Source organism: Cellulomonas sp. EB106-03-03-XG116 (genome assembly GCF_058792015.1).
Genome location: NZ_JBYTEP010000079.1, coordinates 1 through 11,655 on the forward strand (window position 1 = coordinate 1; position 11,655 = coordinate 11,655).

At 77.4% G+C, this 11,655-nt stretch carries 13 protein-coding genes; 4 read left to right on the top strand and 9 right to left on the bottom strand.

Features of this window, described 5'->3' with window-relative positions; translation table 11 throughout:
- From AC3WUG_RS18300 to AC3WUG_RS18315, 4 genes are all read right to left on the bottom strand, one after another.
- A partial coding sequence (locus AC3WUG_RS18300) for a thiamine pyrophosphate-binding protein (protein WP_492328971.1) occupies window positions 1–792 on the bottom strand: 792 nt, incomplete at its 3' end.
- Window positions 789–1,739 carry an o-succinylbenzoate synthase gene (locus AC3WUG_RS18305; protein ID WP_492328972.1) on the bottom strand — a complete coding sequence of 317 codons (951 nt, stop codon included), beginning with the start codon at window positions 1,737–1,739 and terminating at the stop codon, window positions 789–791. The genes AC3WUG_RS18305 and AC3WUG_RS18300, both read right to left, overlap by 4 nt.
- A gap of 5 nt (window positions 1,740–1,744) precedes the next feature.
- Window positions 1,745–2,374, bottom strand: coding sequence for a TetR/AcrR family transcriptional regulator (locus AC3WUG_RS18310; RefSeq protein WP_492328973.1), 630 nt, complete (start codon window positions 2,372–2,374; stop codon window positions 1,745–1,747).
- On the bottom strand, window positions 2,374–2,697 hold the full coding sequence (locus AC3WUG_RS18315) for a DMT family transporter (RefSeq protein ID WP_166938613.1): 324 nt from the start codon (window positions 2,695–2,697) through the stop codon (window positions 2,374–2,376). Before AC3WUG_RS18315 ends, AC3WUG_RS18310 begins: the two co-directional genes overlap by 1 nt.
- 116 nt (window positions 2,698–2,813) lie before the next feature.
- Between AC3WUG_RS18315 and AC3WUG_RS18320 the strand changes: the two genes are divergently transcribed.
- Window positions 2,814–3,785 (top strand): 1,4-dihydroxy-2-naphthoyl-CoA synthase, encoded by a 972-nt coding sequence (locus AC3WUG_RS18320; RefSeq protein ID WP_492328974.1) that lies wholly within the window; start codon window positions 2,814–2,816, stop codon window positions 3,783–3,785.
- Window positions 3,786–3,824: 39 nt separating this feature from the next.
- Here the strand turns inward: AC3WUG_RS18320 and AC3WUG_RS18325 are convergent, their stop codons facing one another.
- Window positions 3,825–4,886, bottom strand: coding sequence for a DUF3048 domain-containing protein (locus tag AC3WUG_RS18325; protein ID WP_492328975.1), 1,062 nt, complete (start codon window positions 4,884–4,886; stop codon window positions 3,825–3,827).
- Window positions 4,887–4,971: 85 nt separating this feature from the next.
- On the opposite strand from AC3WUG_RS18325, the gene menE reads away from it, so the two are divergent.
- Both menE and AC3WUG_RS18335 read left to right on the top strand, forming a co-directional pair.
- Window positions 4,972–6,171, top strand: a complete 1,200-nt coding sequence (gene menE / locus AC3WUG_RS18330) for an o-succinylbenzoate--CoA ligase (RefSeq protein WP_492328976.1) — start codon at window positions 4,972–4,974, stop codon at window positions 6,169–6,171.
- 100 nt (window positions 6,172–6,271) lie between these two features.
- Window positions 6,272–7,141: a 1,4-dihydroxy-2-naphthoate polyprenyltransferase gene (locus AC3WUG_RS18335; RefSeq protein WP_492328977.1), complete on the top strand. Its 870-nt coding sequence runs from the start codon at window positions 6,272–6,274 to the stop codon at window positions 7,139–7,141.
- On the opposite strand, the gene AC3WUG_RS18340 is transcribed toward AC3WUG_RS18335, so the two are convergent.
- Window positions 7,138–7,431: a DUF4229 domain-containing protein gene (locus AC3WUG_RS18340; protein WP_492328978.1), complete on the bottom strand. Its 294-nt coding sequence runs from the start codon at window positions 7,429–7,431 to the stop codon at window positions 7,138–7,140. The two genes, AC3WUG_RS18335 and AC3WUG_RS18340, sit on opposite strands and share 4 nt — an antisense overlap.
- A 144-nt stretch (window positions 7,432–7,575) precedes the next feature.
- Between AC3WUG_RS18340 and AC3WUG_RS18345 the strand changes: the two genes are divergently transcribed.
- Complete coding sequence (locus AC3WUG_RS18345; protein ID WP_492328979.1) at window positions 7,576–7,974, top strand: PLDc N-terminal domain-containing protein; 399 nt, start codon at window positions 7,576–7,578, stop codon at window positions 7,972–7,974.
- A gap of 149 nt (window positions 7,975–8,123) precedes the next feature.
- Here the strand turns inward: AC3WUG_RS18345 and ccsB are convergent, their stop codons facing one another.
- The 3 genes from ccsB to AC3WUG_RS18360 form a co-directional block, all read right to left on the bottom strand.
- Window positions 8,124–9,233, bottom strand: a complete 1,110-nt coding sequence (gene ccsB, locus AC3WUG_RS18350) for a c-type cytochrome biogenesis protein CcsB (RefSeq protein ID WP_492328980.1) — start codon at window positions 9,231–9,233, stop codon at window positions 8,124–8,126.
- A gap of 6 nt (window positions 9,234–9,239) precedes the next feature.
- Window positions 9,240–10,958: a cytochrome c biogenesis protein ResB gene (resB, locus tag AC3WUG_RS18355; protein ID WP_492328981.1), complete on the bottom strand. Its 1,719-nt coding sequence runs from the start codon at window positions 10,956–10,958 to the stop codon at window positions 9,240–9,242.
- 1 nt (window position 10,959) lies between these two features.
- Window positions 10,960–11,655, bottom strand: a 696-nt coding sequence (locus AC3WUG_RS18360; RefSeq protein WP_492328982.1) for a cytochrome c biogenesis CcdA family protein, incomplete at its 5' end; no start/stop codon positions are given.

Genomic DNA, 11,655 nt, shown 5'->3' on the forward strand with positions numbered 1-11,655 from the left:
CCAGATCAGGCGCCATGTCTCGTGGGCTCGGAGAGGTGTATAAGAGACGGGGTCCGCGCGGGCGGGCACGTCGGGGTCGCCCGCGGCGGGCGCGGCGACGGGCCGGGGCGGGACGGCCACCCGCCCGGCCGCGCCGTCGGCGGGCCACGGCTCCGGTCCGGGCACCAGCGGCTCGCGGTAGGCGAGGTCCAGGTGCACGGGACCGGGGTCGCCGGTGCGGGACCCGAGCGCCGCCGCGACGGCGCGGGAGACCAGGTGCCGCAGGTCGCGGTCCTCGCCGGCGCGGCCGGACGGCGCGGGGACGTCGGCCTCGAGCCGGGTGGCGGCGCCGAAGATCCCCGGCTGCACGGTGGTCTGGTTCGCGCCGGTGCCGCGCAGCTCGTGCGGGCGGTCGGCGGTGAGCAGGAGCAGCGGGGCGCCCGCGTGGTGCGCCTCCAGCACCGCGGGGTGCAGGTTCGCGACGGCGGTGCCGGACGTGGTCACGACCGCCACCGCGCGCGGTGCGCCCTCCGCCGCCGCGGCCCGGGCGAGGCCGAGCGCGAGGAACGCGGCGTCCCGCTCGTCGACCCGCACGTGCAGCCGGACCTCCGGGGCGCCGGCCGGGCGCTCGGCGGCGGGCAGGGCGGCCTCCGCGAGCGCGTAGGCGAGCGGGGCGCTGCGCGACCCCGGTGCCAGGACGACGTCCCGGACGCCGTGCGCGGCGAGCTCCTGGACCAGGACGCGGGCCGCCCGGGCCGCGGGGGCGCCGCGCACGGGGCCGCGGGGGCCGCCGCCGGCCGCCGGGGCCGTCACCGGGTCACCGCCCGCACCGCCGCCAGCCGCTCCGCCCAGCGCGCCGCGGTCGCCTCGTCGGCGGCCGTGGCCGCAAGGCGCTCCTCCGACGGCACGACCGCCCGGGCCGCGGCCACCGGCAGCGCCCCGTCGACGGGCAGCAGCGACGGGTCGGCGACGTCGTCGGCGAGCAGCTGGGCGGTCGCGAGCCCGCAGGCGTACGGCAGCTCGGGGAGGGCGGCCGCGAGCGCCACGCCCGCCGCCAGCCCGACCGACGACTCCAGCGCCGAGGACACCACGACCGGCAGGCCGACCTGCTCGGCCAGGTCCAGGCAGGCGCGCACGCCGCCGAGCGGCTGCACCTTGAGGACCACGACGTCGGCGGCCTCGGCGCGGACCACCGCGAGCGGGTCCTCGGCGCGGCGGATCGACTCGTCGGCCGCGATCGGCACGGAGGTGGACCGGCGCACGCGCGCGAGGTCGCGCACGGAGGCGACCGGCTGCTCGGCGTACTCGAGCCCGCGGGCGGCCCGGTCGAGGACCTTGAGCCGCTCGACGGCGGTGTCGACGTCCCAGGCGGCGTTCGCGTCGACGCGGATCGCGCCGCCGGGGCCGAGCGCCTCGCGGACGGCCGCCAGCCGGTCGGCCTCCTCCGCGGCGCCCTGGCCCGGCTCGGCGACCTTGACCTTGGCGGTGGTGCAGCCGCCCGACGCGAGCACGATCCGACGCGCGGCGTCCGGCCCCACGGCGGGGACCGTCACGTTCACCGGGACGCGGTCGCGGACGGGCTCCGGGAACCCGAGGTCCGCCGCCTCGCGGGTCGCGCGCCACCAGGCCGCCGACTCCGCGGCGTCGTAGTCCCAGAACGGGCTGAACTCGCCCCAGCCGGCCTCGCCGCGGACGAGCACGCCCTCGCGCACCGTGATCCGGCGGAAGCGCGTCCGCAGGGGGATCGCGTAGACGTGCACGCGGCTCAGCGTAGAGGCTCGCGCGCACCGAGCACGGCGAGCAGCAGGTCGCGGGCGGCGTCGCGGACCGGCCGGCCCTCGCTCGTCGCCGCCACCACGGCCCCGTCGACCACCCCGAGCGCGACCGCCGCGGGCACCCCCAGCCGCAGGTCCGCGAGCAGGGCGGCGAGCACCGCGTCCAGCCGCGCCCGGCCGGCGCCGAGCGCCGCGGCGAGCGCCGGGACCCGGCCCGCCGCGAGCAGCTGCTCGTAATGCGCCCGCACGGCCACGTCGTCGCCGGGCGGCAGCACGGCGTCGACCACGACGGCGGCGGGATCCTCGACGGCGGCCCCCTCGGCGGCGCGGGACCGGACGCGCGCCAGCACCCCGTCCGCGTGGGCGACCCACGCGTCCACCAGGGCCGCGCCCGCCGCGGCCGCGAGGTCGTCCAGCCCGGCGTAGTAGTACGTCGTCGCGGACAGCGACAGCCCGGCGCGGGACGCCACCGCCCGGTGGCTGAGCGCCGCCGGGCCCTCCTCGCGGACCAGGTCGGCGGCGGCCCGGGCGAGCTCGGCGCGGCGCCGCACGCCCTTGGCGGTGCCGCCGGCGGCGCCGGACGCGCCGGGTGCGCCCGCCGCGCCGGCGGGACCGGTCATCAGTGCCCGCCGCCCGACAGGTTCAGCCCGACGACGCCCGCCACGATCAGCACGAGCGACACGATCTTGAGCACCGACACGGACTCGCCGAACAGCACGATCGCCAGGACCGCGGTCGCCGACGCCCCGATGCCGACCCAGACGCCGTACGCGACCCCGACCGGCAGCGACCGCAGCGCCCAGCTGAGGCCGGCGAACGACAGGATCGCCAGCACGCCGAACGACACGCTCGGCCACAGCTTCGTGAAGCCGTCCGACGCCTTGAGGCTGAGCGCCCAGCCCGCCTCCAGCAGTCCGGACACGATGAGCACGACCCACGCCATGGGTGATCCCTCCCGGGGACGGGGCGCGCCGGGTGGCAGTCTCCGCCGTCCCGCGCCCGTTTCTGGTACGACCGTACCAGAACCTCGCCCGGGCGTCCCGCCCTACGCTGGGCACCGTGACCGACCCCGCCGCCACCCCGCTGCCCCCGCGCGTCTCCGACACCTTCGACCCGAGCCGCTGGCGCACGGTCACCGGCTTCGAGGACCTCACCGACCTCACCTACCACCGCGGCGTCGCCCGGTCCGAGGACGGCGGCGTGCGGGACCTGCCCGTGGTGCGGGTCGCGTTCGACCGGCCCGAGGTACGCAACGCGTTCCGGCCGCACACCGTCGACGAGCTGTACCGGGTGCTCGACCACGCCCGGATGACCTCCGACGTCGGCACGGTGCTGCTCACCGGCAACGGCCCGAGCCCCAAGGACGGCGGCTACGCGTTCTGCTCCGGCGGCGACCAGCGCATCCGCGGGCGCGACGGCTACCGGTACACCGGCTCGACCGAGGCCGAGACCGCGGACGCGATCGACCCGGCGCGCGCGGGCCGGCTGCACATCCTCGAGGTGCAGCGCCTCATCCGGACGATGCCGAAGGTCGTCGTCGCGGTCGTGAACGGCTGGGCGGCCGGCGGCGGGCACTCGCTGCACGTGGTCGCGGACCTGACGATCGCGTCCCGCGAGCACGCGCGGTTCATGCAGACCGACGCCAACGTCGGGTCGTTCGACGGCGGGTACGGCTCGGCGCTGCTCGCCCGGCAGACCGGGCAGAAGCGGGCGCGGGAGATCTTCTTCCTGGCGCGCGAGTACTCCGCCGAGCAGGCCTACGCGTGGGGCGCGGTCAACGACGTCGTCGACCACGCCGACCTCGAGGACGCCGCGCTCGAGTACGCGCGGATCATCGCGACGAAGTCGCCGCAGGCGATCCGGATGCTGAAGTTCGCGTTCAACCTGGCGGACGACGGCCTCGCGGGCCAGCAGGTGTTCGCGGGCGAGGCGACCCGGCTGGCGTACATGACGGACGAGGCCGTCGAGGGCCGGGACGCGTTCCTCGAGCGCCGCGACCCGGACTGGAGCCGGTTCCCCTACGCGTTCTGACGGGCGACCCGGGCCGGGCGACCGGCCCGGGCGCGCCGGTCAGGAGATCGCGAGCGAGCCCGTCCCGGCCGGCACCAGCTCCACCCACGTGTTGCCCGGCGCCAACAGCGCGGGCGCGCCGTCGGCGGTGAACAGCTGCATCGGGGCGTCGCGGGAGTCCTTCTGCCAGCGCACCGGGATCGTCTTCCCGCCGGTCGCGAGCGTGGCCTCGCCCGAGCCGACGAGCGTGTAGGTCGGCACGACCGCCCCGTTCTGCGCGCCGAACGGCGTGCCCGGGTGCTCGGCGACGATCGACACGACGTTCGTCGCGGACAGCCGGGCGCCGGAGGCGGCCACCGCGGGCGTCGAGCCCTCCGAGCGCTCCCAGACCGTCCCGTTCCACGTCCACGAGGGCTTCGACTGGCTGGACAGGTCGAACGCCAGGGTGGTCGCCGGGGTGCCGGAGGCGACCGCGGTCGCGCGCTCCGCGGTCCGGGCGAACGCGAACTGCTCGCCCGGGCTGCTCTGGTGGCTGGCGTCGGCCTGCGCCCAGAGCGCGGTCGGGTCGGCGTACACGTTGTGCGGGGCCGAGCGGGTCCTGATCCGGTACAGCCCCGCCGCACCGGCGTCGTGGCTGATGACCTGCGTGGGGCTCGCCGCGACCAGGTCGAGGATGCCGGGCTGGCCGCCGGAGAACGTCAGCAGGCCGTTCATCGGCGAGACGATGTCCGGGTCCATCGGGCGGACCGAGCGGACCGGGCCGACCTCCTGGGGCACCTGCGAGTGCCACACCGCGACGAACCGGGACACCTCGAACTCGACGATCGTCTCCCACACGACGTCCGCCTGCTCCAGGCCGGACTGCGGGCGCGCGGTCGCGGTGTTCTCGATCTTCACCGCGAGCGCCGGCCGGTTCACGGGCTCGCCTGCCACGCCGGTCAGCGGCCAGGTCGGCGCGACGACGGGGTCGGGCGCGGCGGCCTTCTGCGGCTCGAGGGTCGGGGCGACGGTGGCGGCCTCCGGCGCCGGGCCCTGCTCCTGCGAGCAGCCGGCGACCAGGAGGGTCGTGGCGACGGCGAACGCGGCGGCGCGCCGCAGCCCCCGCCTCGTGCTGTGAACCATCTCGACCCTTCCGTGCCGCCTGCGTGCGCGGCGGCTCCCCGCCGCGCGTCCCGCGCCACTCTACGGGCGGACCTACCCTGGCCGGGTGAGCCGTCCCGTCCGCGTGGTCCCCGCCTCCCCCGCCACGGTGCCGGCGCTCACCGCCGCCCTCGCCGCCGCGCTGGACGGCACCGGCCCGGCCGTCCTGCCGGTCGACGCGCACGACGGGGACGCCGCGGGGCACGCCGCGGAGGGCGCGGGCGAGGTCCCCGACGACGTGGCGCTGCTCGTGCGCACCTCCGGGTCCACCGGCGCCCCGCGCGAGGTCATGCTCACCGCGACCGCCCTGCGCGCCTCGGGGGCGGCGACCGAGGCCCGGCTCGCCGGCCCCGGCCGGTGGCTGCTGCCGCTCCCGCCCGCGCACGTCGCGGGCCTGCAGGTGCTGGTCCGCTCCCTGCTCGCCGGGACGGAGCCGGCCGTGCTGGCGGGGCCGTTCCGGCCGGACGCGTTCGCCGCCGCGGTGGCGCGGATGCCGGCCGGCGGCGGCCCGCGGTACACCTCGCTGGTCCCGACCCAGGTGCACCGGCTGCTCGACTCGGCGCCCGGGCGGGACGCGCTCGCCGCCCTCGACGCCGTGCTGCTCGGCGGGGCCGCCACGCCGCCGGGGCTGCTCGCCGCCGCCCGGGCCGCGGGCGCGCGGGTCGTGACCACCTACGGCATGTCCGAGACCTGCGGCGGCTGCGTCTACGACGGCGTCCCCCTCGACGGGGTGACGGTCGACCTGGACCCCGACGACGGCCGGGTGCGGATCGCCGGGCCCGTGCTCGCCGCCGGCTACCGGGGGCGACCCGACCTCGACGCCGACCTGTTCGAGGTCCGGGCCGGCACCCGCTGGCTCCGCACCAGCGACCTCGGCCGGTGGGGCGACGACGGCCGGCTGGAGGTGCTCGGCCGCGCCGACGACGTGCTGGTCACCGGCGGGGTCAAGGTGCCGCCCGCGGCGGTCGAGCGGGTGCTCGCGGGGCTGCCCGGGGTCGGCGAGGTGCTCGTCGTCGGCGTGCCGGACCCCGAGTGGGGCCAGGCGCTGGTCGCCGTCGTCGTCCCCGCGGCGGGTGCGCCGGCGCCGGGGCTCGCCGACCTCCGGGACGCCGCGGCGGCCGCGCTGGGCGGCCCGGCCGCGCCCCGGCACCTCGTCACCGTCGGGGCGCTCCCGCTGCGCGGCCCGGGCAAGCCCGACCGGCGGGGCGCGGCCGACCTCGCCGCCCGCGCGCTCGGCCGCGCCGGCAGCGGGAGCGCGACACCCTGACCCCGCGCGGTGCGTGCCCGGCCGGTGTTCCGGGTTACCGTCGCTGCACGCCGAACCGCCCGCCGCGGCCTCCCCGCCGCGGCCCCACGACAGGAGCACCATGGCCACCGCCGCCGAGTGGGTCGCCGGAGCACGCCCGCGCACCCTGCCCGCCGCCGCCGCCCCCGTGCTGGTCGGCACCGGCGCCGCCGCGCAGATCGAGGCGGCGCACCTCGGGCGCGCGCTGCTCGCCCTGGGCGTGGCCCTCGCGCTCCAGGTCGGCGTCAACTACGCCAACGACTACTCCGACGGCGTGCGCGGCACCGACGCCGAGCGCGTCGGCCCGATGCGGCTGACCGCCAGCGGCGCGGCCTTCCCGAAGCAGGTCAAGGCGGCCGCGTTCGCGGCGTTCGGCGTGGCGGGCCTGCTCGGCCTCGGGCTGGTCGCCCTCAGCGGCCAGTGGTGGCTGCTCGCGATCGGCGCGCTGTGCGTCGCGGCCGCCTGGTTCTACACCGGCGGGCGGCGCCCCTACGGCTACCTCGGCCTGGGCGAGGTCGGCGTCTTCGTCTTCTTCGGGCTGGTCGCGGTGCTCGGCACCACCTACACCCAGTCCGGCACCCTGACCTGGCCCGCCTGGGTCGGCGCCGTCGCGGTGGGCCTGATCGCCTGCGCGCTGCTCATGGTCAACAACCTGCGCGACATCCCGACCGACGCCCTGGTCGGCAAGCGCACCCTCGCGGTCCGGCTCGGCGAGCACCGCGCCCGCCGCGCCTACGCGGTCATGGTGGTGCTGCCCGTCCTGCTCGGCGTGCTGTGCGCGCTGGCGAACCCGTGGGCGCTCATCGTCATGCTGCTCGCGCTGCCCGCGGGCGTCCTGGCGTTCACGGTGCTGGTCGGCGCGCGCGGCATCGCCCTGGTGCCGGTCCTCGCGGGGACCGGGATGTACGAGCTTGCGTTCGGGGTCCTGCTGGGCCTGGGCCTGGCGCTCTAGCCGTCGGCGCGGGCCTCGCGCTCGGCCGCCTCGACCGCGGCGTCCTCCTCCGCGGCGTCTGCGGTGGCGGTGCGGGACAGCCGCGGGCGGTCGCCGCGCGCCTCGGAGCGGGCCTGGAGCCACAGCGCCGCCCGGTCGCGCGGGCCGCGGAGCAGCACGTAGGACAGCAGCGCCGCCAGCAGCGCCCCGCCGACCACGCCCAGCAGCCACCCGGTGCCGGCGAGCACGAGGCCGACCAGGCACACGACGAGCAGGGCGAGGCGGAGCAGCGAGTAGGTCACGACGGGCACGGGTCCAGGGTAGGCCGATCCCGGGGGCGGTCCGAGCCGGGGCCTGGCCGCGGAGGCACGGCCGGATGTGACGACCTCGTGCCGGTTCCGGCGATCACCCGGCCCGGGGCGGGGTGCGCGCGCGCCGTCTGGTTAGGGTGGAGCATGGCACGCGCGCTGTTCTTCCTCGTGATCATCGGCCTGGCGGTGTACGCCCTCGCCGACGTCGCCACGAGCGACGAGCGCGCCCGCCGCGGCCTCCCGAAGGGCGCGTGGTTCCTCATCGCGCTGGTGCCGATCGCGGGTCCGCTCGTGTGGATCCTCACCAGCCGCGCCCAGCCCGCCACCGGCGGTGCGGGCCCCGCCCAGGGCCGCCGCCCCGGCGGGTCCGGCGGCCTCGGCGGGTCCGGCGGTCCCGGCCCCCGCCGCCCCGGCCCGGTCGCGCCCGACGACGACCCCGAGTTCCTGTGGCGCCTCGACCAGGAGCGCCGGCGGCGCGAGCGCGAGAGCGGGACCGGCGACGGCAGCAACGGCGACGTCCCCGACGAGGGCGCGCGCGGCTGACGTACGAGGGACCGACGCGGTCCCCGCGCAGCCTGATCCCCACCTGGTTCGCGCGTCGCACCCCGATCGACCGGGTGGTCCCGCAAGAATCGGGTGGGGATCAGGGTCGCGCGACTCGCAGCGCGGGGCTGACCCGCCCGCGCGGGTGGTCAGATGCCGGAGTAGGAGTGCTTGCCGGTGACGAACAGGTTCACGACGGTGAAGTTCGCCAGCACCACGGCGTAGCCGACGTAGACGAAGTACGCCGCCTTGCGCCCGGCCCAGCCGCGCGTGGTGCGCGCGTGCAGGTACGCCGCGTACACGACCCAGGCGACGAAGGTGCCGACCTCCTTGGGGTCCCAGCCCCAGTACCGGCCCCAGGCGTGCTCGGCCCAGATGGCGCCGCCGATGAGCGTGAACGTCCACAGCACGAAGCCGATGGCGTTGAGCCGGAAGGACAGCGCCTCGAGCCGGCGGGCGGACGGCACCGTGCGCAGCCAGGACCAGGCCGGGCCGGTGACCCGCCAGCGGGCCAGCGAGCGGCGCAGGCCGTCCGCCGACCGCCACGGGTGGTCGAGGTGCGAGCGCCCGGTCTCGCGACCGTCCTGGAGGACCTGGAGCACCGCGGTGGCGAACGCGACGGTGAAGATGCCGGTCGCCGCGATGGCGACGCCGACGTGGATGATCAGCCAGTAGCTCTGCAGCGCGGGCTGCACGGCGTCGGCCTGGACGTAGAACACCAGCAGCCCGAGCGCCAGGGCGAGCACGCCGATGCCCATGACGACGACCCCGAGGAACGGGATGACCCGCTTCCGCTGCACGACCGCGAGCACCACGGCGGCGACGAACGTGCCGACGAGGGTGAACTCGTACATGTTCGCGGTGGGCCAGCGCCCGGCCGCGACGCCGCGCAGCACGATGCCGACGCCGAGCAGCAGGATGCCGAGGTAGGTGGTGGTGCGGGCGATGCCCGTGGTGGCCGAGGGCGCCGTCATGGGGCGCTCGGGCTCGGCGTCGTCGATCCGGCCCGACCGGGGGGCGGCGTCGTCGCCCGCGTCGGCCGGCACGACCAGCCCGCCGGGGCCGCCTGCGCCCACCGTCTCGCGCGCGGCGGCACGGGCCTGCTTCGCGGCCGCGACCTTGGCGGCCCGCTCGGCGCGGTGCTCCGAGGACGCGGCGTCGGCCAGCCGGGCCAGGGCCGAGGTGTAGGCGATCAGGGCGATCGTGAACGCGGTCGCCGCCCCCCACACGAGCAGGGTGCTGATGTCGCCGATTGCCATGTCCTTCTACCTTCCGGTCCGGCCGGTGGGCCCGTCGACGTCCGCTCCGCGGAGCCGGTCCATCGCCCGGTCGAGCTCCGCCTGCAGGCCCACGTCGTCGCCGCGCGCCAGCGCGGCGGCGGAGACCACTGTACGGCCTGACCCGGGACCTTCGTCCCCCGCGCGCATCCGCAGCCAGACCCGCCGGCGGGGCACGAACAGGGACGTCGCGAGGCCCGCGAACGCCAGCAGCGAGAACGTGAGCACCCACGCGAGCGACGGGTCGTGCCGGAGGTCCAGCGCGACGAACCGCGGGAGGGCGTCGAAGGTCAGCGTGCCGAGGCCGTCGGGCAGGTCGACGGTCTCGCCGGGCCGCAGGTAGAGCGTGACGGGCAGGCCGTCGTCGTCCACCGCCTGGGTCAGCCCGGTCTCGTCGAGCTGGTAAACGTTCTGCGGGATGCCGTCGTCGAGGCCGAGGTCGCCGGTCCACACCGCGAGGGCGAGCAGCGGGTCGGTCGGCTGCGGGTCGACCGAGCGGTAGATGCCGTCCGCCACCTGCTCGGCGGTCGGCAGCAGCACGCCCTGCAGCCCGATCTGCGGCCCCGAGGTGACGTCCGGCACCTTGATGACGCCCTGCGAGGTGTAGACGGTGTCCTGCGGCAGGAACGGCACCGCGCCCGAGTACGTCACGTTCCCGTCGGGGTCCCGCACCGTGACCTGGGGCGCGTAGCCGTTGCCCTGCAGGTAGACCTTCGCGCCGGCGACGTCGAGCGGGTGGTTGACCTTGATCTGCCGCGGGACGCCCTCGGACCCCGGCTCCGTGATGGTCACGTGCGCGGTGAAGTCGCGGGACTGCAGGGTGTCGGGGTCGAAGGACGACTCGAAGGAGTCGAGCCGCATCGAGAACGGCTCGAGCGACGAGGCGCTGAACCCGGAGCCGGACTCGAAGGTGTCGTAGTCGCTCTGGGTGTTCGCGAACGCGCGGCCCTCGACGATGATCGCCTGTCCGCGGTAGTGCAGCAGCTGGCCGGTCGCGACCGACACGAGCAGACCGACCAGCGCCAGGTGGAACACGAGGTTGCCGGTCTCGCGGAGGTACCCGCGCTCGGCGGCGACGCTCCAGGTGCCGCGGCCCTCGTCCCGGACGTCGACCCGGAACCGGCGCCACCACCGCGGCCCGCCGAGGGCGGCGGCGGCGCGCTCGGCGACCTCCTGCGGCGCGCCGTCGAGCTCGGCGGACGCCTGGGCCGGGAACCGGTCGAACCGGCGCGGGGCGCGCGGCGGCCGGCCGCGCATCGCCCGCAGGTGGGTGCGGCTGCGCGGCAGGATGCAGCCGACCAGCGACACGAACAGCAGCAGGTAGATCGCCGAGAACCAGACCGACGAGTAGACGCCGAAGAACCCGAGCCGGTCGAGCACCGGGCCGAGGTCGGGGTGGTCGGACAGGTACGTGGCGACCTTGTCCGGGTCCTGGGCGCGCTGCGGGAACACGGTGCCGGGGACGGCGGCGACGGCCAGCAGCATGAGCAGCAGCAGGGCGACGCGCATCGAGGTGAGCTGCCGCCACGCCCAGCGCAGCCAGCCGACCACGCCGAGCGACGGCAGCTGGGGCGACCCGCCGCCGGGCGCGCCGGGGCCGCCCGGCCCGCCGGCGGGGGGCTGCTGCCCGGCGCTGAACGCGTCCTCGAGCCCCTCGGGGGTGTACCCGCGGGGCGAGGTCTCGGTGGTCTGGGGGTCGCGCGTCATGTCACACCGCCGGGACGAAGGGCTCGGCGCCGGTGAGCAGGCCCTGGAGCCAGCCCGCCCACGCGGACCAGAGGCCGGTGACCAGCGCGGCACCGAGCAGGAGCAGGAGGCCGCCGCCGACGCGCATCACCGCGAGCCGGTGCCGGGCGAGCCAGTCGAGGGCGCGGCGGCTGCGCTGGAGGCCGAGCGCGACGAGCACGAACGGCAGCCCGAGCCCGACGCAGAACGCCAGCGCGAGCAGCGCGCCGCGCCCGGCGGACCCGCCGTCGAGGGAGAGCAGCAGGATCGCGGCGAGGGTCGGGCCGATGCACGGGGTCCAGCCGATCCCGAAGGTCACGCCGAGCACCGGCGCGCCCCACAGGCCGGCGCGGGGCGCGAGCACCCGGCGGCTGTCCCGCTCCAGGAACGGGACGAGGCCGAGGAACGCCAGGCCCATGACGAGCACGCCGACCCCGAGCACCCGGGACACCGGGTCCTGCCAACGCAGCAGGAACGAGCCGAGCGACCCGGCGAGGGAGCCGTAGGCGAGGAACACCGACGTGAAGCCGGCGACGAACAGCAGGACGCCGAGCACGAGCCGGCCGCGGGACGGGGCGGCCGGGGCCGCCGGGGCCTCGTCGGCCGCCTGCCGGGTCAGCGCGGGCTGCGCCGGCAGCGCGCCCGCGAGGTCGAGCGTGGCCGCGCCGTCGCCCGCCGC

What these genes read in the sequence shown, in the direction of transcription:
- ccsB (WP_492328980.1), bottom strand. Translation starts at nt 9,233, where the DNA reads ATGGCAATCGGCGACATCAGCACCCTGCTCGTGTGGGGGGCGGCGACC.
- AC3WUG_RS18310 (WP_492328973.1), bottom strand. Translation starts at nt 2,374, where the DNA reads ATGACCGGTCCCGCCGGCGCGGCGGGCGCACCCGGCGCGTCCGGCGCC.
- AC3WUG_RS18335 (WP_492328977.1), top strand. Translation starts at nt 6,272, where the DNA reads ATGGCCACCGCCGCCGAGTGGGTCGCCGGAGCACGCCCGCGCACCCTG.
- AC3WUG_RS18325 (WP_492328975.1), bottom strand. Translation starts at nt 4,886, where the DNA reads ATGGTTCACAGCACGAGGCGGGGGCTGCGGCGCGCCGCCGCGTTCGCC.
- resB (WP_492328981.1), bottom strand. Translation starts at nt 10,958, where the DNA reads ATGACGCGCGACCCCCAGACCACCGAGACCTCGCCCCGCGGGTACACC.
- AC3WUG_RS18315 (WP_166938613.1), bottom strand. Translation starts at nt 2,697, where the DNA reads ATGGCGTGGGTCGTGCTCATCGTGTCCGGACTGCTGGAGGCGGGCTGG.
- AC3WUG_RS18345 (WP_492328979.1), top strand. Translation starts at nt 7,576, where the DNA reads ATGGCACGCGCGCTGTTCTTCCTCGTGATCATCGGCCTGGCGGTGTAC.